This window comes from Actinoallomurus oryzae (genome assembly GCF_039541955.1).
In the GTDB taxonomy this organism is placed as follows: domain Bacteria; phylum Actinomycetota; class Actinomycetes; order Streptosporangiales; family Streptosporangiaceae; genus Actinoallomurus; species Actinoallomurus oryzae.
In genome coordinates, this window is sequence record NZ_BAABHF010000013.1 from 119,505 (window position 1) to 137,655 (window position 18,151).

The window sequence follows — 18,151 nt, forward strand, 5'->3', positions numbered from 1 at the left end:
AAGGGTGAACAGGGGGATTCGAACCCGCCACTTCCGGGACCACAACCCGGCGTGCTTCCGTTACACCATGAACACCACGGCGTCCCTCTTCCTGGGACGCGGTCGACCGAGCAGGAGTCGAACCTGCCACGCGCGCCGTGTTAAGGCGCCGCTCTACCGATGAGCTACCGGTCGTTTCGTACCCTCGGCCGGAGTCGAACCGACGCCCCACCGCTCCGGAGGCGGATGCTCTGTCCACTGAGCTACGAGGGTGTGGGTACATCGCTCCGGTGGCTGGTATCGAACCAGCATGACGCGGTTAACAGCCGCGCATCCTGCCGTTGGATGACACCGGATCAGTCGCGCAGGTGGGATTCGAACCCACGATAACCGGCTTATGAGGCCGGTGGGGACGGCCTGACTCCCCTACTGCGCAGTGCGCCGCCGCTGAGGGCGGCTTTTCTTATCGCGGAAGGTGAGGGATTCGAACCCCCGCAGGTCACCCTGGCCTCCGTTTTCGAAACGGGCGCGATACCGGACTCCGCCAACCTTCCACTGCGTCGATGACCGGGCCGTCGCCCCCGTCGGACGGCCCGGTCGTCTCTCGCGTACCGCCACGAGGATTCGAACCTCGACCTTCGCGTCCTGAGCGCGACGCCTCTACCGATTGGGCTATGGCGGCCTGTTGAAACTGCGTACGCTCGGCGGGACTCGAACCCGCACCTCCGGCTCCTCGGGCCGGTGCCTCTGCCAGTTGGGCCACGAGCGCTTGAAAGAGCCGCCACCCGGTGCCGACCCGGGCCACCCGCCGTACGAAGGCGGGGTCACAAGCCGTGTGCGGCGGCCTCGCTCCCTGGCAAGGATTTGAACCTCGATTCCACGATCCAGAATCGCGTGTCCTGCCGGTTGGACGACCAGGGAATGACAGCGCGCGAACGCGCGCTCCGCACCTCCGCCAGGACTCGAACCTGGGGCCTCCCGCTCCGCAAGCGGGCGCTCTGTCCACTGAGCTACAGAGGCTGGGCGCGGCGGCCGGAAACCCGGAAAGAGCCGCCGCGAGCAAATGTCTTCCGCTGTGGAGTTTTCAAAACGCATTCCCCGCCCAAGATCACAAGAGCAGAGGAAAAGCATGGGTGGCAGGAGTCGAACCCGCTTCTCGCCGGACTTGGAAACCGGCCGCCTAACCGTTGGCTCACCCACGTGTCACTCATGAAAAGGGCCGCCCGGGACGATGTCCTCCGGGCGGCCCGCAACGACAGGTGCGACCTATCCCGAGGCTCCCGTAAGGAGGACATGCAGCAGCTCATATCGCGTGCCCTGCGACATCTGCCGCCAGTGCGAGTTATTCATTCGCACTTCCTCCTCTCCTGCCGTCCTGATGCTTCCATCATAAGAACCCTCGCCGCGAGGGCAACATATTTAATCGCCGTCGATGTCCATCAGACGGCGAACCCGCGAATCGGGTTCCCTCAGCCGTCCAATTGCTCGATCGTCGCGATCGACGGCGTCTCCGTACGGCCCAGCTCGCGGGCCGTGTCCTCGGCGGCGCGCAGGACGCGTACGGCGTTGCTCCAGGTGAGTTTGGTCAGGTCCGTCTCGGACCAGCCGCGGCCGAGGAGTTCGGCGATCAGGTTCGGGTACGCCGACACGTCGGACAGGCCGTCCGGGGTGAAGGGAGTGCCGTCGAAGTCGCCGCCGATGCCGAGGTGGTCGATGCCGGCCACCTCGCGCATGTGGTCGAGGTGGTCGGCGACCGTCGCCGGGGTCGCGATCGGCGGCGGGTTGGCGGCCTCGAACTCCCGCCGCACCTCGGCCGCCTCGGCGGCGGTGTCGAACGGGTGGAAGCCCTTGGCCCGGACATGCTCGTCGGCGGCGCGGGTCCACTCGATCGCCTCGGGCAGGACGAACTTCGGCACGAACGTCGCCATCGCGACCCCGCCGTTGGCCGCCAGCGACGCCAGCACGTCGTCGGGGATGTTGCGCGGGTGGTCGCAGACGGCGCGCGAGGACGAGTGCGAGAAGATCACCGGCGCCCGGCTGACCCGCAGGGCGTCCCGCATGGTGTCGGCGGCCACGTGGGAGAGGTCGACGAGCATGCCCAGCCGGTTCATCTCGCGGACGACCTCCTCGCCGAAGCGGGTGAGGCCGTGCGCCGCCGGCTCGTCGGTGGCCGAGTCCGCCCAGGGCACGTTGTCGTTGTGCGTCAGCGTCATGTAGCGGACGCCGAGCGCGTACAGGGCGCGCAGCGTGGCCAGCGAGTTGTCGATCGAGTGGCCGCCCTCGGCGCCCATCAGCGACGCGATCCGGCCGTCCGCCCACGCCGCCTCCACGTCGTCGGCGGTCAGGGCGATGCGCAGGTGGTCGGGGTAGCGCGCGGCGAGGGCGCGGACGCAGTCGATCTGCTCCAGCGTCGCGCTGACCGCGTGCTCGCCCGCCAGCTCCGAGGGCACGTACACGGACCAGAACTGCGCGCCCACCCCGCCCGCGCGCAGGCGGGCGAGGTCGGTGTGCAGGCGGCCGGTCTGGTCGACGGCGATGTCGCACGCGTCGAGGTCGTACCCGGACTGCTCGCGCAGCGCCCACGGAAGGTCGTTGTGCCCGTCCACCACGGGGTGGCCGGCGAGCAGAGCACGGGCGCGCTCCAGGTGGCCGGAATCGACGGTGTACGTCATCTGTTCTGTGTCCTCACTGACGCTGTCGGGATGGGGTGGTCAACGCAATTCTGATACGGCCGCCAGCAGCCGCTCGACGTCGGACCGGTCGTTGTAGTGCACGAGCCCGGCGCGTACGGCACTGCCCCGGTCGCGGATGCCCAGGGCGGCGGTGAGCTCCCACGCGTAGTTGTGTCCGCTCCAGACGTTCACCTTGCGCGAGGCGAGGTGCTCGGCGACCGCGCCGGGCGTGTGCCCGTCGACGGTGAAGTAGGCCGTGGCGGTACGGCGCCGGGGGGCGCCGACGAGCCGTACGCCGGGCACGGCGGCCAGGCCGTCGAGCAGGTGGGCGAGTTCGGCCTGTTCGTGCGCTTCGACCGCGGCCATCGAGGCGAGGATGCGCTCCCGGCGGGTGCCGGCGGCTCCGGAGTCCAGGCCGGCCAGGTGGTCGACGGCGGCGGTCACGCCGGCGAGGTCGGCGAACGACGCGGTGCCGGTCTCGAAGCGGTCGGGCACGTCGGTGCTGGAGGAGGCGAGCTTGTCGGGCTGGAGCGTCTCCAGCAGGGACGGCGCCGCGACGACGGCGCCGATGTGCGGGCCGGACCACTTGTAGGCGCTGGTCGCGTAGAAGTCGGCGCCGAACGTGGACACGTCGACGGGGGTGTGCGGGGTGGCGTGCACCCCGTCGACGTAGGTGAGCGCGCCGGCGTCGTGGGCCCGCTTGGTGATCGCCGCGAGGTCGGGCATGGTGCCGAGGATGTTGCTGGCGGCGGTGACCGCGACGAGCCGGGTGCGGTCGCCGAGGAGCGCGTCGTACTGCTCGGCCGGCAACTCGCCGGCGGGCACGTCGACCTCGGCCCAGCGGACGGTGACGCCGGCGCGCTCGGCCGCCTGCACCCAGGGCCGCACGTTGGCGTCGTGGTCGAGGCGGGACAGCACGATCTCGTCGCCGGCACGCCAGGTACGGGAGAGGGCGTACGCGAAGCGGTAGGTCAGTGTGGTCATGTTGGGCCCGAGGACGACGCCGCGCGGATCACCGCCGACCAGGTCGGCGACGGCCTGGCGGGCGGCCTCGACGATGGCGCCGGAGCGGTCGCTGGCCGGGAAGGCGCCGCCGACGTTGCCGATGCCGCGCTCGTACGCGCCCGCGATCGCGGAGATCACCGACTCGGGAACCTGCGTGCCTCCCGCTCCGTCCAGGTAGGCGTAGCCATCGCGCAGTGCCGGGTACGCTGCGCGAATCGATACCAGGTCCAGGGTCATGTCAGCTCCAAAGCACGCGTTCGGTCCGAAACTACGTGGCTCCAGGCTCTCGTGCGACGGCCGGGGAGGGGAAGCCCGGCCCCGCTCGCGAATGAAAGCGGTCAGGCGGGACATACTCCGCGTGGAACCCCCGAGTACGGAGGAGATCGGATGATCCTTCCCGGCGTTCTCGCGCTTCTCGTCGGCGCGGTCCTGGCCTTCGCCGTCCACGGCGACGTGGGGGGTGTCGGCGTCGGCACGGTCGGCGTCATCGTAATGATCATCGGGGGCCTGATCCTGATCGCGGGCCTGCTGCGCCTGCGCCGCGGCAGCCGGCAGCGGATCGCCGGCCGCCGGGACCGGGTCTACCGGACGAGCAAGGGGAAGATCATCGCGATGGTCATCGCGGTGATCTACATCGTGTCACCGATCGACATCGTCCCCGACTTCCTGCTGCCGGTCGGCGTGATCGACGACGCCACGGCGTTCGGCTGGCTGCTGTTCGCGATCGGCCAGGAGGTGACCCGCCGCCGCGGCGGCCAGGCCGCCTAGCCACCTAGCCACCTAGCCACCTGGCGGGCGGCCTGCCGGTTCCCAGCCGTGGGCGAGGAGGTCGAAGAGCGCCTCGACGGCGGCCCGGCGGTCCGGCCGGCCGCGGGCGAGGACCGGGATCTGGAGGACGAACCGCGCGAGGGCCGCACAGGCGAGGTCGTCGTGCCGCACGCCGAGCTCGTCGGCGATGGCCGCGCTGAGAGCGTCGGTGTGCCGGGTCCACATGCGCTCGGAGTACGCGCGTAGTGCCGGTGTGGAGTCCACCAGATCGGTGAACTCGGCCATCTGTGGATGCGCCGCGAGCGGCAGCCAGCTGTCGAGGACGTGCCGCCGGAGGGCGTCGAGGATGCTCTGGCCGTCGGCTCGCCGCCGCACCGCGGCGGTCAGTGCCGCCTCGCGGTGCTCGTCCTGGTCGAACACCAGCGCTTCCTTGCCGCTGAAGTGCTTGAACACCGTGGTGGTCGACACGTCGGCCGCGTCGGCGATGTCGCGGATGCTCACCTGGTCGTAGCCGCGCTCCAGGAAGAGCCGCAGTGCGGCGTCCGCGATCGCTTGCCGGGTGGCCGCCTTCTTGCGTTCGCGGCGGCCCACAGGGGGCGAGGTCATGGCCGGAGCATATCCGAAAGTTGCATCGGAGGCTAAGTTGACTCGTTGCACTTTTCTACTTGGTCTGCTTTTCTAGAGACGCGGAGCCCGAGCGGCGCGTCTTCCCCGGCCAGGCTCCGCTCACCTGATCCCCGGAAGGGAACCCCCATGAACTCACCAGCACCCGCCCGCGCCAGGATCAGCGTCATCGGCGCCGGACCCGGCGGGCTGACCTGCGCCCGCATCCTCCAGCAACGCGGCATCCCGGTGACCGTCTACGACCGCGACCCCGGCCCCGGCGCGCGCAACCAGGGCGGCACCCTCGACCTGCACGCCGACAACGGCCAGATCGCCCTGCGCGAGGCCGGCCTGCTCGACGAGTTCTTCGCACTGGCCCGCCCCGAAGGACAGGAGATGCGCCGGCTCGATCCGGCCGGAACGATCACGTTCCACAAGGTCCCGGAGGCCGGCGAGCTGTTCAAGCCGGAGATCGACCGCGGCCAGCTGCGCGACCTGCTCCTCGACTCCCTACGCCCGGGGACCGTGCGCTGGGGCCACGCTCTCGACACGGTCGGCGGACCGGCCGACGGGCCGCGGCGGTTGCGGTTCGCCGACGGCACGACCGTCGAGACCGATCTGGTCATCGGCGCCGACGGCGCCTTCTCCCGCGTACGCCCGGCCGTGTCCCCCGCCGTCCCCGAGTACACCGGAGTGAGCTTCCTGGAGGCGTGGTTCTCCGACGTCGAGAAGCGGCACCCCGACATCGCCGAGCTGGTCGGCCAGGGCAGCGCCGCCGCCGGCGACGGCGAGCGCGGCCTGTTCGCCCAGCGCAACAGCGGAGATCACATCCGCGTCTACCTCATCCGGCGAGTCCCGGTCGACTGGGCCGAAACGAACGGCCTGGCCCCCGGCGACACCGACGGCATCCGCGCCCTGCTGCTCGGCGAGTACGCCCACTGGTCGCCCCGCATGCGCCAGATGATCGCCGGGAACGACGGCCCCTACGTCGACCGCCCGATCTTGGCCCTCCCGGTCCCGCACACCTGGGCGCACGACCCGACGGTGACCCTCCTCGGCGACGCCGCCCACCTCATGCCTCCGCTCGGCGTCGGCGTCAACCTCGCCATGCTCGACGCGAGCGAACTCGCACTCGCCCTCGCGACCGCGGCCACCGTCGATGACGCGGTCGGCGTCTACGAGAAGACCATGCTGCCCCGCTCGATCGAGACGGCCAAGGCCCTCGAAGGCGGCGCCGAGCACCTGCTGTCCGACGACATGCCCGACTTCGGGGACGACGACGAATCCCGGCCGTGAACGCCCCCACCGATGTCCTGTCGAGCGATCAGCCGCCGCTGCCGTACGGGCGGGTGAGGATCTCCAGGTTGTGGCCGTTCGGGTCGTCGAAGTACGCGCCGCGGCCACCGTCGCGGTGGTTGATCTGCCCCTCCTCGTGGTGGGCGGGGTCGGCGTAGTAGTCGATTCCGGCGTTCTGGATGCGCCCGAAGATCGCATCGAACTCCTCATCCGACACCAGGAACGCGTAGTGCTGCGGCACGATCCGGTCCGGTTCGACCTCCATGAAGTCCAGCGTGACCCCGTTTTCCGTGTGGACCGGCAGGAACGGGCCGAACGGCGCCCCGACCTCCAGGCCCAGCACGCGAGCCGTGAACTCCGCGGAGGCCGCCTTGTCGCGGGCCGCGACGATGGTGTGGTTCAACTGGATCGACATTGATCTCTCATCTCCTCCGAGGGCTCCTCCCCGGGGTACGTACCCAGGAACACCCGCACCGGCGGGCAGGATGGCGGGGTGCGTATCCGGCCGATCACTCCTGCCCTCCTGACCGATGAGATCGCCGACCGCGTCGCGTCCGCCGGGACGCCCTGGGTCCGGGTCGCCGTCGACGGGGCTCCGCCCGCGCGCCCGGAGGATCTCGCCGACGCCCTGACCGGGCCGCTGCGGGTGCTGGGCCGCGCGGTCGTGCGCGCCTCCGCGCGTGACTTCCTGCGCCCGGCGTCGCTGCGGTTCGAGCACGGCCGTACCGATCCGGACGTGTTCTACGACGAGTGGCTCGACACCGGGGCGCTGGCCCGGGAGGTCCTCGGGCCGCTCGACCCCGGGGGCACGGGCCGGGTGCTGCCCGCCCTGTGGGACAGCGAGACCGACCGTGCCGTACGGGCCGCGTACGTGACGCTGCCGCCGGGCGGGGTGGTGCTCGTGGACGGCGCGCTCCTGCTCGGCCGCGGGCTCCCGTTCGACCTGACGGTGCATCTGTGGCTCTCTCCGGCGGCGCTGCGGCGCAAGGTCGCGGCCGACGAAGCGTGGACGCTACCGGCCTACGAACGGTACGAACGCGAGGCCGACCCGGCCGGAACCGCCGATCTGGTCGTCCGCATGGACCACCCCGACCGACCCGCGCTCGTCGAATGAGGCGAAAGGTCCGCCCGGAACGGCTCCCGCGGACACGCGGCGCTGTTCCGGGGGCACGGGAATGGGCGATGATGAAACATCCCGCCACTTCCCCGAAAAGCCGTGTGGAGACGATGTGTCAGAGTCGTTGACCTATGTCGACGCGCTGAAAATCCTTGGTGATCGTCAGAGCCGGCTCGTCAGCCTCCTGGACGGCGTGATGTCGGCGGGCCTGGCGACCTGGGCGGCGACCGCGTGGACGATGGGCGGCGACCCGTCCGCGCCGACGAACCTCTTCGACCTCAAGGACGAGGTGGTCCGGTTCGGGCACGAGGCCATGCGCCGGATCTCCGAGCGCCGCAACGGCCTGTCCCGGTACGACCGTACGCAGCGGCTCGCCGCCGCGCACGCCGTGCTCGTGGTCTCCTCCTACTTCGAGACCCTGGACCGTACGGAGCTGCCGCTCACGCCGGAGCAGATCGCCGTCTCGGCGGGTGAGCGGCTCACGCACGGCGAGAGCCCGCCCAAGGGGTACGTCGACCTGATCGACGGGCTGCTCAGCGACCGGCTGCCGATGCCCGAGCCGCACGTGCCGTACGCCCGCACGCGCGAGGCCATCGAGGGCGTCTATGACCTGATGTCGCGCCGGCTCACGACGCTGCTGCGCGCCGCGCCCGAGTGGGACGCCCTGGCCAGGCGCGAGCGCGACCGCGTCCTGGACACCGTGCGCCGGATGCCGCCGCACGCGCTGAGCGCCTACGACGACGCGTTCCGCCGGCTGGCCTCCGACAACCGCGAGTTCGAGGTGTGGGCCAGCTTCACCGAGGCGTCCGGGCTGAGCGCCGGCCTGGCCGAGGTGGGCCGGCTGCTGGGCGAGATGGCGGGCCGGCAGGCCGGTGACCGGCCGCGCAGCCACCTGATCCGCGCCTACCGCGCCGCGCTCGCCGAACCGCTCGTCGCCACCGGGCACGCGCCGGAGTGGGTCTCGCTGCCCGCGCTCGGCGAGGCGTACGTCAGCCCGCGTTGCAAGGCGGCCGAGGTGGGCCCGGGTGACACGCCGTCCGGCAAGGAGTGGTGGGACGCCCACGAGCCGGTGCCGTCCGTCGAGAGGTTCCTCGCCGGGTACCTCACGCTGCCGCGCGCGGTGCGCGTGCCGCTGGTGGTGCTCGGCGAGCCCGGCTCGGGCAAGTCCAAGCTCACCGAGGTCCTCGCCGCCCGCCTGCCCGAGCAGGACTTCCTGCCGATCCGCGTCGAGCTGCGCGACGTCGAGGCCGAGTCGCTCATCCAGGAGCAGATCGAACAGGCGATCTTCCGGCAGACGGGCGAGCGCGTCGCCTTCCACGACCTGCTCGACGCGGCGGCCGGGGCGCTGCCGGTGGTGATGCTCGACGGCTTCGACGAGCTTCTGCAGGCCGCCGGGGTCAACCGCTACGACTACCTGGAGCAGGTGCGCGACTTCCAGCGACGGCAGCTCGCGCTCGGCCGTCCCGTCGTCGTGCTCGTCACGAGCCGTACGGTCGTCGCCGACCGGGTGCGGTACCCGGCGGGCAGCATCGCGCTCCAGCTCCAGCCGTTCACGGACGCCCAGGTGCGGCACTGGCTGGAGGTCTGGCGGCGGCACAACGCCGACCTGCTGCGGGCGCGCGGGCTGCGCCCGTTGACGCCGGAGGCCGCGCTGTCGCACCGCGAGCTGGCCTGCCAGCCGCTGCTCCTGCTCATGCTCGCGATCTTCGACGCGACCGAGAACGCGCTGGTGACTCGCGACGCCGGCCTCGGCCAGGCCGAGCTGTACGAGGCGCTGCTGATGGACTTCGCGCTCCGCGAGATCCGCAAGTACCCCGGCAACCAGTCGCTGTCGGCGTCCAGGCAGCGCAGGCTGGCCGAGAACGAGCTGGACCGGCTGGCCATGGTCGCGCTCGGCATGTTCGCCCGCGGACGCCAGAGCATCACCGACGCCGAGCTCGACCGCGACCTGGCGCTCCTGCGCCCCGAGCCGGACGGCGCCGCCGAGCCCGGCGACGAGGCGGCGCTCAGCCTGGCCCAGCGGGCGATCGGCCGGTTCTTCTTCATCCACCGGTCCGAGGCGCACGCCCGCGGCCACCGCACCCGCACGTACGAGTTCCTGCACACGACGTTCGGGGAGTTCCTGGTCGCCTGGCTGGCCAACCGGACGCTCGGGGACCTCGTGGCAGTGCACGAACTGGTCCGCGACCGGCCGACCGCGGCCGCCGGGCGGCTCGACGACGGCTTCCTGTTCTCGGTCCTGTCGTTCGCGTGCCTGGCCGAGCGGGCGCCCGTGACCGACTTCCTCGCCGCGATCTTCCGCGGGCTGCCCGCGGAGACCCGCGACGGCTACCGCGAACTCCTGCTCGAAGTGCTCGACGGCGCGCTGTACACCCATCCGAGCCGGTCGTACGCGGCGTACGAGCCGGCACGTCACCCGCTCACCCGCCGCCTGGCCGCCTACTCCGCGAACCTGACGGTGTTGCTCGTGCTGCTGTCCGCCGAGGGGATCGGCGTACGCGCGATGTTCGCCGGCGCGGGCGCCGCCGTCGAACGCTGGATCGAGCACGGCCACCTGTGGAAGGGCCAGCTGACCGCGTCGGAGTGGAGCGGCCTGGTGAACACCGTACGGGGACGGGTGAGCCGCGGGGAGGAGGGCGTCGACGTCACCCTGACCCGTGAGGACGGCTCGCCCGCGCGCCTGCTGGAGACGTTCGTCATCGTCCCGCCCGGCACGACGACGGACACCACCGACTACGACGTGCTGCTGTCGCACGACCCCAAGGAGTGCGACCTCGCCGTGCCGGCGTCGAGCTACCTCGGCCTGTCGATCAGGGAGCTGGCCTTCCTGCCGAACTGGCACACGGGCATGCTCCTGCTCCAGGCCGTGCCGTACCTGCGGGCGATGGGCGAGCAGATCCGCTGGCGCCGGGGCGAGGGCGCCGCGGTCCTGCCCGCGTACCTGCTCTCGCTGCTGGACCACACCAAGGAGACGCCCGCGTGGGAACGGGTGCGTTACTACACGCCCTGCTTCGAGGCCCTGCCGGCGTTCCCCGAGCTGGTCCGGCCGGTCCTGCTCCGGCTGCGTGAGGACGCCCGCTCGCTCCCGGTCGCGACAACGGTCGACCTCCTCCGCGAGGCCGCCTGCGTGCCGCCGTCGGAGGCCTACGTCGACATCCTCAACGACCTGTGGACCCGTCTCTCCGGCAAGGCCTCCCCCGGCATCGGCGGCCGGGGGATGGTCATCGCGCTGGTGCGCGCGCTCCGGCAGAAGTGGCCGGACGCCGACCTGGGCGGGCTGGCTCCGGGCCTGCGCTCGGCCACGTCCGGCAAGCGCCGCCCGGAGTCGTGACCCGCTTTCTCAGGCGCGCAGTGCGCGCTGGGCGAGCCGGAACCCGAGGTCCAGGCCGAACTGCGTCAGGACGCCCGCTCCGCAGGCGCCGGCGATGGCCAGCGCGATCGGCTCGACGAACGGGAGCAGGGCACGGATCGCCGCGGCGAGGTCGCCGGGGATGCTGATAACGATGGTCATGACGGACCTCCCGTCTCCGCGCCGGAGGGCGCGGCGCCGGACCCGTCACGCGTCAGCGGTGGCGCATGCCGGGTGCGACGGATCGTCGCCGGTGAGGCACCGGCCGGGATGACAGGAACTCAACTCCGTCTCACCTCCTCAGGACATGCGTCACGCCTCGCCATGAGGCGCCGTTTTCAGTGAAACCGCAGCTCACCGGGCTTGTCAAACAATTGCGTGAGTGGGAGGGGAATCGGGGCGCCGCCGCGGCCCGGCAGGGTAGGCACCCTGCATGTCCGCAGGCTACGGCGGTTCGCTGTCCACGTTCCGGCGTGCGCCGCTGTGGCGCGCGATCGGCCGCCGGTCGATGGTCCGGCGCCTCGACTGGGTGCTGCTGGGCGCCGTCCTCGGGCTGACCTGGCTGGGCACGCTGCTCGTCTGGTCGGCCACCCGGCCGGGGCTGCTGCAGGCCGGACGCGACCCGGAGAGCTACCTGAAGAAGCACCTGCTGACCGTGGCGGTCGGCCTGGTCCTGGCCCTCGCGGTGTCCATGCTGGACTACCGGCTGGTCCGCGCGTACGCGCCGGTGCTCTACGCCGCCTCCTGCGTCGGCCTCGTGGCCGTACTCACGCCGCTCGGCTCGACGATCAAGGGCCACCACTCGTGGATCGAGGTGGGCGGCGGCTTCCAGCTCCAGCCGGCCGAGTTCGGCAAGGTCGGGCTGGTCATGGTGCTCGCGGTCCTGCTCGGCGAGCCGCGCGACGGCCACTCCGAGCCCGGGACCGGCGACCTGCTCGCCGCCCTGGCGCTCGCGGGAGTGGTCGTCGGTCTGATCGTCATGCAGCCGGACCTCGGCACGACGATGGTCCTCGGCGTGCTGATCCTGGCGATGGTGGCGGTGTCCGGGGTCTCCAGGCGCTGGCTGCTGGGGCTGTCCGGCGGAGCGGTGGCGGCGGCCGTCGCCGGCTGGCAGATGCACGTGCTCAAGCCGTACCAGGTCGACCGGTTCATCGCCTTCGCCTACCCGGCCGCGGACCCCAAGGGCGTCGGCTACAACGCCGCGCAGGCGCGTATCGCGGTGGGCTCGGGCGGCGTGTTCGGCCGGGGCCTGCTCCAGGGGCCGCAGACCGCGGGTCACTTCGTGCCCGAGCAGCACACCGACTTCATCTTCACCGTGGCCGGGGAGGAACTCGGTTTCGTCGGGTCCGCGCTGATCGTCGGGCTCCTCGGCCTGGTGGTGTGGCGGGCGCTGCGCATCGCGATCCACTGCGAGAACAGCTTCGGCGTCCTGCTGGCCGCGGGGGTCGCGTGCTGGCTGGGCTTCCAGGCCTTCGAGAACGTCGGCATGTGCCTCGGCCTGATGCCGATCACCGGCGTGCCCCTGCCCTACCTGTCGTACGGCGGGTCGGCGACGCTCGCCAACATGGTCGCGCTGGGCCTGCTCCAGGCGGTCCACGTACGCCGGCGCACGTTCGCCTGACCCCGCCGGGACCGCATCAAGCCGTTCTGGGCGCCGGGCAAGAAGGGTATGGACTAGGTTCGGGAGGACGCCCGCCCAGGCGTTCCCCCGTGTCTTTTCCCAGGTCCTGAGCGCACAGTCACCCGACCAGGAGGTTCGATGCCGGCCGCCGACCGCACGCGCAGGTCGCCGCTGGCCTGCCTGCTGGTCGCGCTGGTTCTCGCACTCGGGCTGAGCGGCGCCGCACAGGCGGGCGCCGGCACGGGCGGTGGCCACCCGATGGTGACCTCCGCGGCCGGTGTCCCCGGGCCGCAGGCCGTTCTCGATCTCCACGTCCAGTTCCGGCTCGGCACGCCCCGGCCGGACGGTTTCGCGACGGGGCCGTCCGCGCTGCTCGCCGTCCTGCTGCTCGGCCGCCGGCGCCGCCGGAGCCCGGCACGGGTCGCGCGAGGAGCCCCGGGCCGCCCGCCGCGCGGCGGCCGGGCTCCCCCGGCCTCGCCACCGGTCCAGGGCCTTCTCACCGCGAATCCGTGAGCACAGGCCCTCGGAGACTGCCCGGAGGGTTCCGGACGGTCTCTCGGGCGGGGCGGTCTCGGGAGGACCGCCCGGCCGGGCCGGCTCGCGCCCGCGGTGTCCGACGGGACCCCGTGTCATCCACGGACGGCGTCTCTTCCGCCGTCCGCCGATTCCACGTGGAGACACCTCCATGTCCACTCTTGCCATCTGCGTCTTGATCGTCATGGTCTGCGGTGTGGCCCTGCTCGTCGCGATGTTCCCCCGGAACGACAACCGGCTGGGCATGGCCGGGCTGGGAGTGCTGATGGCCGCCGACATCCTGGCGATGGTGCACGCGGCACTGAACGCCTGAGCCCGCCCGCCCCTGGGCCCCTCACCCCCGTGAACCGGCCGTGACCTGCGGCTTAGTCTGGGGATGAGGGGCCCAGACATCGCGTTCGCCGCCCCGGCCCCGGGCGGAACTCGATCGGGGGGAAGACATGACATCTCCGGATGACAAGCAACGTCAGCTCGACGCCTATCGGACCGATCCGTGCGCCTCCGAGATGACCACGGACTTGGGGATTCCGGTCGGCGAGACCGACAACTCCCTGACGGTCGGCGAGCGCGGACCGACGCTGATGGAGGACTTCCACTTCCGCGAGAAGCTCACGCGCTTCGACCACGAGCGCATCCCGGAGCGGGTCGTGCACGCCCGGGGCGCGGGGGCGTACGGGCACTTCCAGCTCTATGAGTCTCTCGCCGAGTACACGCGGGCGCGCTTCCTGTGCGACACCTCGGCGAGCACCCCGACCTTCGTGCGCTTCTCGACGGTCGCCGGGTCGCGCGGCTCGCCCGACACCGTACGGGACGTCCGCGGCTTCGCCACCCGGTTCTACACGAAGGAGGGCAACTTCGACATCGTCGGTAACAACATGCCCGTCTTCTTCATCCAGGACGGCATCAAGTTCCCCGACTTCGTCCACGCCGTGAAGCCCGAGCCGCACAACGAGATCCCGCAGGCGTCCTCGGCCCACGACACGCTGTGGGACTTCGTGCAGCTCCAGCCCGAGACCATGCACATGATGATGTGGCTGATGTCGGACCGGGCGCTGCCGCGGAGCTTCCGGATGATGCAGGGGTTCGGCGTGCACACGTTCCGGCTCGTCAACGAGGCCGGGAAGGGCACGTTCGTGAAGTTCCACTGGAAGCCCAAGCTCGGCACGCACTCGCTGGTGTGGGACGAGACCCAGAAGGTCGCGGGCAAGGACCCGGACTTCAACCGGCGCGACCTGTGGGAGGCCATCGAGTCCGGCCAGTACCCCGAGTACGAGCTCGGCGTGCAGCTCGTGCCCGAGGGCGAGGAGGGCCGGTTCGACTTCGACCTCCTCGACGCGACCAAGATCATCCCAGAGGAGGAGGTCCCGGTACGGCCGGTGGGCCGCCTGGTGCTGGATCGCAACCCGGACAACTTCTTCGCCGAGGTGGAGCAGGTCGCCTTCCACCTGGGCAACGTGGTGCCGGGCATCGACTTCACCGACGACCCGCTGCTCCAGGCCCGGCTGTTCTCCTACCTCGACACCCAGCTGCTGCGGCTCGGCGGGCCGAACTTCCCGCAGCTGCCGGTGAACCAGCCGCTCGCACGGGTCAACAACCACCAGCAGGACGGGCCGCACCAGACGCGGATCCCGGAGAGCCGTGCGATGTACCACAAGAACTCCCTCGGCGGCGGCTGCCCGGCCCTCGCCGACGAGAACGCGTACACGCACTTCCCTGAGTACCTGGCCGGTCACAAGATCCGCAGGCGCCCCGAGAGCTTCGCCGACCACTACTCCCAGGCCACGCTGTTCTGGAACAGCATGGCGGACTGGGAGAAGGAGCACATCGTCGCGGCGTTCCGGTTCGAGCTGGGCAAGGTCGACCACCACCACGTGCGCGAGGGCGTGGTGAAGAACCTCAACCACGTCGACCACGACCTCGCCGTCGCGGTCGCCGAAGGGGTCGGCGTCGAGCCGCCGGACAAGCCGGTGACCGAGAACCACGGCCGCAGCTCGCCCGCCCTGAGCCAGGCCAACACCGCCCACAGCCCCGCCACCCGCAAGATCGCGATCCTGGTCGCCGACGGGGTGAGCGCCGAGGACGTCGGGGCGGTACGGGACGGACTCCGCGACCTGGGGGCGATCCCGGAGGTCCTGGCCCCGCGCGACGGCGCCGTACGGTCCGCCGACGGCGCGTCCGTGGAGGTCACCCGGGCGCTGCCGACGGTCGACTCGGTGCTGTACGACGCGGTGGTGGTGCCCGGCGGCGCGGAGTCGGTACGGACGCTGTCCCAGGACGGCAGCGCGGTGTACTTCCTCACCGAGGCGTACAAGCACTACAAGGCGATCGGCGCGCTCGGCGAGGGCCGCGAGCTGCTGTCCACCGCCCACGTCCCGGACGGCGGCCTCGACCAGGGCGTCGTGGTCACGGACCGGCCGGACGGCGCCTTCGTCAAGGAGCTCGGCGACGCCGTGGCGGCCCACCGCCACTTTAACCGCGAGACCGCCGCCGTACCCGCCTGAGCGGCGCGAGGCGGCCCCGGCCCCACCGGGCCGAGGCCGCCCTCGTCGCGGCGTGCGACTGAACGGGCCGAGACCTATACACACAGGTCAACGGCTTGTCCCCGGCCTCGGACCGCCACCCTGTCAGCGTCCTCTCATCGCTCACCCGGCCCGGGCCTCCGCCTGATCGGCGATGACGTAGACGTCTGTTTCCCGCCGGCACCGCGGCGCCGCTGCTTCCTCCGGTTGGCGCGTGACAACTGATGTCGCCGAGATCGATCAGCACGCACGACGCCCGTTTCAGATCTCGATGATCTGCAGGCTGTCGATTCCGCGTAGGTGGCAGCGGGTGCCGGCGAGGGTGATCGGCACCGTGTCGAGTCGCATGTCGGCCACCCGTGCGGCGTAGCTCGGGGCGAGGCCGCCGAGCGGGATCGGGATGGTCCAGGGCTCGGCGGCGCCGGGCGCGGCGGTGCCGGGGTTGTCCAGCGCCATGAGCCACTGCCCCTCGACCAGTGCGAACGTGTGCTCCGCCGTACGCGCGACCACGCACGCGTGCCCTCCGAGCGGCGTCACACCCGCGTACGCGCCGTCGAGGCGGAGGTGGTGCACCCGCCAGGTGCCGTCGTCGGCGGACTCCGCGCACAGTGCCACTCCGTCCGGCCCGACCGCCGCGCTGTGCACCCGGCCCGGCACGGTGCTGGTCCAGCGCCGGGCGCCGGTGGCCAGGTCGATGGCGTGGACGCCGGTGTCGTGCGCCCAGGTGACGAAGTCCTCGTCGCGCTCCCCGCGGTCGGAGCGGTCGAAGGAGGCCAGATCGACCGCGATCAGCGCGTCACCGGCCCGCCCCGCCAGCACGTACCCCCCGGTGTCGGTGAACCACAGGGTGGCGCCCGTGGCGATGTCGCGGCCCACCCAGCGCTGCGCCGGCCCCGGCCGGCCGTAGTCGGGGGAGGTCGCGCCGACGACGATGTCGTCGCTCGCGTACAGCAGCCACTCCTCGCTGCCCCACAGGTAACCGTCCTCGCCCCAGCGCCGGTAGGTGATGCCCTGGCGACGGCCCTGCCGGTACAGCCACGAGCACAGGTACCCCTCGTCGTCCAGGGCGCGGACCGCGACGCGGAGCTTGCTGCCCAGGTCGTACGCGACGATGTCGTACGGCTCGTCGTCGGGCAGGGCGTCCACGGTGCGCACGGCGCCCTCGCGTGTGATCCGCATGACGTGGAGCGAGGTGTCGTGTTCGTAGACCGGCAGGACGATGTCACCGCCCGGAGTGGTGGTGATCTCGCCGGGCTCGATCTCCCGGCCGCTGGTCTCGCGGGTCAGCCGGAACCGCTCGCCGGCGCCGTTCTCGTGGTCGATCGCCTGCAGGATCGGCGCGTCGCCGACCTCCTGGCCGCTCGCACCGCCCGCGAGCAGGATCAGGTCGTCGCTGACCACGGGCGCCGCCGACCAGCCGCACGTCGACTCGATGACGGGGAAGCGCGGTCCGTTTCCGAACACCACACGATTATGGCCTCGCGGCGGCGATCCTGGTACGGCGCCCCCTTTTTCGACACGGTCGGCGACACGCCACGGAAACCGACGGTACGCCCGAGGACGCGGCAATACTCTTCCTTCACCGAAGGATGAACCTGGCGGGGAGTATCCGCATTCTCATGTCGGGGCAAGTCACCAAAGAGGACCGACACTCGGGGAGGCACAATGGGCGGACTTGACCGACGTCAGGTAATGCTTACCGTGGCCGCCGGCGCCGTCGGCCTTCTCGCCGGAGGCGGGCCGGTCATCGTACGGGCGGTCCAGCCGGACACGAGGTCCCGCAAGCTCCGGGCCCGCCCCACGGCCGTGCACCGCCATCCGGACCCGGGGTACGCCAAGGGGCCGATCCAGGCGCTCCAGCGTCCGGTGCACGGGCTGAAGGACCTGACGCCGCCCGCCCCGCCCACGGCGGTCGCGCTGACCATCGACGACGGGCCGCACCCGACCTGGACGCCGAAGATGCTGGACCTGCTCGCGGAGTTCAAGGTGCCGGCGACGTTCTCCCTTATCGGCGAGCAAGTGATCGAGTTTCCGCAGCTGGTCAAGCGTATCGTCACGTCGGGACACCAGGTCTCGGACCACACGATGACGCACCCCCTCGACCTGCCGGGAATGGGATCCAGCAAGATCAAGCAGGAGATCGGCGAGGCGCACGACCGGATCGCGCAGGCCACCGGGGTCGCGCCGAAGTTCTTTCGCTCCCCCGGCGGCGCCTGGTCGAACCAGGTGCTCGACACCGCCGCCGAGCACGGCATGATCAACATCGACTGGGCGGTCGACCCCCGTGACTGGGCGCGTCCCGGCACGAGCCACATCAGCCAAACGCTGCTGGCCGCCAAGCCGGGCGACATCCTGCTCTGCCACGACGGCGGCGGCGACCGCTCCGAGACGATCGCGGCTCTGCGCACCGTCATCCCGACCCTGCAGAAGCGCGGCCTCACGTTCGTCGCCCTCTGACCCACCGGTCGTCCGCGGCGGCGAACCGGCTGGAGTGCACCACGGAGGCCGCGCCACACCCCTGCGACGAGCCTGCGGCGGCCTATGCGCGACCGCCCGGGAACCCTCGCCCGTCGCTCGACGGTACGGGGTTCTCCGGGCGGTCTCTGGACGCTGCGGGCGGCACGGTCACGTGTCTCCCCCAGCCTCGGCGACGACGCCGGACGGCGGACCGGGATCGGGCGGCGGACC

At 71.5% G+C, this 18,151-nt stretch carries 15 protein-coding genes and 11 tRNA genes; 9 read left to right on the forward strand and 17 right to left on the reverse strand.

The window, feature by feature from the left end:
• Positions 1-2: 2 nt before the first annotated feature.
• From ABEA10_RS08925 to ABEA10_RS08985, 13 genes are all read right to left on the reverse strand, one after another.
• Positions 3-76 (reverse strand) — tRNA-His (locus ABEA10_RS08925).
• 26 nt (positions 77-102) lie between these two features.
• Positions 103-174, reverse strand: a tRNA-Val gene (locus ABEA10_RS08930).
• Between the two features lie 5 nt (positions 175-179).
• A tRNA-Arg gene (locus ABEA10_RS08935) sits at positions 180-252 on the reverse strand.
• 12 nt (positions 253-264) lie between these two features.
• Positions 265-335, reverse strand: a tRNA-Asn gene (locus tag ABEA10_RS08940).
• 4 nt (positions 336-339) lie between these two features.
• A tRNA-Met gene (locus ABEA10_RS08945) sits at positions 340-415 on the reverse strand.
• Positions 416-448: 33 nt separating this feature from the next.
• Positions 449-533 (reverse strand) — tRNA-Ser (locus ABEA10_RS08950).
• A 55-nt stretch (positions 534-588) separates the two neighbouring features.
• Positions 589-661 (reverse strand) — tRNA-Leu (locus ABEA10_RS08955).
• A gap of 14 nt (positions 662-675) precedes the next feature.
• Positions 676-748 (reverse strand) — tRNA-Leu (locus ABEA10_RS08960).
• Positions 749-828: 80 nt separating this feature from the next.
• Positions 829-900: transfer RNA gene (locus ABEA10_RS08965), tRNA-Gln, on the reverse strand.
• A gap of 26 nt (positions 901-926) precedes the next feature.
• Positions 927-999, reverse strand: a tRNA-Arg gene (locus ABEA10_RS08970).
• Between the two features lie 108 nt (positions 1,000-1,107).
• Positions 1,108-1,179 (reverse strand) — tRNA-Gly (locus ABEA10_RS08975).
• A gap of 269 nt (positions 1,180-1,448) precedes the next feature.
• Positions 1,449-2,651, reverse strand: coding sequence for a dipeptidase (locus ABEA10_RS08980; RefSeq protein ID WP_345459978.1), 1,203 nt, complete (start codon positions 2,649-2,651; stop codon positions 1,449-1,451).
• Positions 2,652-2,690: 39 nt separating this feature from the next.
• The gene (locus ABEA10_RS08985) at positions 2,691-3,893 is read right to left on the reverse strand and encodes a cysteine desulfurase-like protein (protein ID WP_345459981.1); all 1,203 of its coding nucleotides are present in this window, start codon (positions 3,891-3,893) and stop codon (positions 2,691-2,693) included.
• 150 nt (positions 3,894-4,043) lie between these two features.
• On the opposite strand from ABEA10_RS08985, the gene ABEA10_RS08990 reads away from it, so the two are divergent.
• Positions 4,044-4,424 (forward strand): YkvA family protein, encoded by a 381-nt coding sequence (locus tag ABEA10_RS08990; protein WP_329253575.1) that lies wholly within the window; start codon positions 4,044-4,046, stop codon positions 4,422-4,424.
• Between the two features lie 12 nt (positions 4,425-4,436).
• On the opposite strand, the gene ABEA10_RS08995 is transcribed toward ABEA10_RS08990, so the two are convergent.
• Positions 4,437-5,030, reverse strand: a complete 594-nt coding sequence (locus ABEA10_RS08995; protein WP_345459986.1) for a TetR/AcrR family transcriptional regulator — start codon at positions 5,028-5,030, stop codon at positions 4,437-4,439.
• Between the two features lie 147 nt (positions 5,031-5,177).
• Between ABEA10_RS08995 and ABEA10_RS09000 the strand changes: the two genes are divergently transcribed.
• Complete coding sequence (locus ABEA10_RS09000) at positions 5,178-6,323, forward strand: FAD-dependent oxidoreductase (protein ID WP_345459989.1); 1,146 nt, start codon at positions 5,178-5,180, stop codon at positions 6,321-6,323.
• Positions 6,324-6,351: 28 nt separating this feature from the next.
• Here the strand turns inward: ABEA10_RS09000 and ABEA10_RS09005 are convergent, their stop codons facing one another.
• Positions 6,352-6,738, reverse strand: a complete 387-nt coding sequence (locus tag ABEA10_RS09005; RefSeq protein WP_345459992.1) for a VOC family protein — start codon at positions 6,736-6,738, stop codon at positions 6,352-6,354.
• Between the two features lie 78 nt (positions 6,739-6,816).
• Between ABEA10_RS09005 and ABEA10_RS09010 the strand changes: the two genes are divergently transcribed.
• Both ABEA10_RS09010 and ABEA10_RS09015 read left to right on the forward strand, forming a co-directional pair.
• A complete protein-coding gene (locus tag ABEA10_RS09010; RefSeq protein ID WP_329253562.1) occupies positions 6,817-7,437 on the forward strand; it encodes a nucleoside/nucleotide kinase family protein in 621 nt (206 codons plus the stop codon).
• A gap of 115 nt (positions 7,438-7,552) precedes the next feature.
• Positions 7,553-10,771 carry an NACHT domain-containing protein gene (locus ABEA10_RS09015; RefSeq protein ID WP_345459997.1) on the forward strand — a complete coding sequence of 1,073 codons (3,219 nt, stop codon included), beginning with the start codon at positions 7,553-7,555 and terminating at the stop codon, positions 10,769-10,771.
• A gap of 9 nt (positions 10,772-10,780) precedes the next feature.
• Here the strand turns inward: ABEA10_RS09015 and ABEA10_RS09020 are convergent, their stop codons facing one another.
• Positions 10,781-10,951, reverse strand: coding sequence for a hypothetical protein (locus ABEA10_RS09020; protein WP_329253555.1), 171 nt, complete (start codon positions 10,949-10,951; stop codon positions 10,781-10,783).
• 271 nt (positions 10,952-11,222) lie between these two features.
• Between ABEA10_RS09020 and rodA the strand changes: the two genes are divergently transcribed.
• The 4 genes from rodA to ABEA10_RS09040 all read left to right on the forward strand — a co-directional run bounded on the left by rodA (position 11,223) and on the right by ABEA10_RS09040 (position 15,445).
• A complete protein-coding gene (gene rodA / locus ABEA10_RS09025; RefSeq protein ID WP_345460000.1) occupies positions 11,223-12,410 on the forward strand; it encodes a rod shape-determining protein RodA in 1,188 nt (395 codons plus the stop codon).
• Positions 12,411-12,548: 138 nt separating this feature from the next.
• Positions 12,549-12,923 carry a hypothetical protein gene (locus tag ABEA10_RS09030; RefSeq protein WP_345460003.1) on the forward strand — a complete coding sequence of 125 codons (375 nt, stop codon included), beginning with the start codon at positions 12,549-12,551 and terminating at the stop codon, positions 12,921-12,923.
• Positions 12,924-13,095: 172 nt separating this feature from the next.
• A complete protein-coding gene (locus ABEA10_RS09035) occupies positions 13,096-13,257 on the forward strand; it encodes a hypothetical protein (protein WP_345460007.1) in 162 nt (53 codons plus the stop codon).
• A gap of 127 nt (positions 13,258-13,384) precedes the next feature.
• Positions 13,385-15,445 (forward strand): catalase, encoded by a 2,061-nt coding sequence (locus ABEA10_RS09040; RefSeq protein ID WP_345460010.1) that lies wholly within the window; start codon positions 13,385-13,387, stop codon positions 15,443-15,445.
• Positions 15,446-15,724: 279 nt separating this feature from the next.
• Here ABEA10_RS09040 and ABEA10_RS09045 read toward each other — a convergent pair whose 3' ends face one another.
• On the reverse strand, positions 15,725-16,927 hold the full coding sequence (locus ABEA10_RS09045) for a hypothetical protein (RefSeq protein WP_345460013.1): 1,203 nt from the start codon (positions 16,925-16,927) through the stop codon (positions 15,725-15,727).
• A gap of 228 nt (positions 16,928-17,155) precedes the next feature.
• Between ABEA10_RS09045 and ABEA10_RS09050 the strand changes: the two genes are divergently transcribed.
• Positions 17,156-17,920 carry a polysaccharide deacetylase family protein gene (locus tag ABEA10_RS09050; protein WP_345460016.1) on the forward strand — a complete coding sequence of 255 codons (765 nt, stop codon included), beginning with the start codon at positions 17,156-17,158 and terminating at the stop codon, positions 17,918-17,920.
• Positions 17,921-18,151 lie beyond the last annotated feature (231 nt).

Bases quoted from the DNA above. Each gene is read 5' to 3' on its own strand.
- ABEA10_RS09020 (WP_329253555.1), bottom strand. From the start codon at position 10,951: ATGACCATCGTTATCAGCATCCCCGGCGACCTCGCCGCGGCGATCCGT.
- ABEA10_RS09035 (WP_345460007.1), top strand. From the start codon at position 13,096: ATGTCCACTCTTGCCATCTGCGTCTTGATCGTCATGGTCTGCGGTGTG.
- ABEA10_RS08985 (WP_345459981.1), bottom strand. From the start codon at position 3,893: ATGACCCTGGACCTGGTATCGATTCGCGCAGCGTACCCGGCACTGCGC.
- ABEA10_RS09005 (WP_345459992.1), bottom strand. From the start codon at position 6,738: ATGTCGATCCAGTTGAACCACACCATCGTCGCGGCCCGCGACAAGGCG.
- ABEA10_RS08995 (WP_345459986.1), bottom strand. From the start codon at position 5,030: ATGACCTCGCCCCCTGTGGGCCGCCGCGAACGCAAGAAGGCGGCCACC.
- ABEA10_RS09050 (WP_345460016.1), top strand. From the start codon at position 17,156: ATGCTTACCGTGGCCGCCGGCGCCGTCGGCCTTCTCGCCGGAGGCGGG.
- rodA (WP_345460000.1), top strand. From the start codon at position 11,223: ATGTCCGCAGGCTACGGCGGTTCGCTGTCCACGTTCCGGCGTGCGCCG.
- ABEA10_RS09000 (WP_345459989.1), top strand. From the start codon at position 5,178: ATGAACTCACCAGCACCCGCCCGCGCCAGGATCAGCGTCATCGGCGCC.
- ABEA10_RS08980 (WP_345459978.1), bottom strand. From the start codon at position 2,651: ATGACGTACACCGTCGATTCCGGCCACCTGGAGCGCGCCCGTGCTCTG.
- ABEA10_RS09030 (WP_345460003.1), top strand. From the start codon at position 12,549: ATGCCGGCCGCCGACCGCACGCGCAGGTCGCCGCTGGCCTGCCTGCTG.
- ABEA10_RS09040 (WP_345460010.1), top strand. From the start codon at position 13,385: ATGACATCTCCGGATGACAAGCAACGTCAGCTCGACGCCTATCGGACC.
- ABEA10_RS08990 (WP_329253575.1), top strand. From the start codon at position 4,044: ATGATCCTTCCCGGCGTTCTCGCGCTTCTCGTCGGCGCGGTCCTGGCC.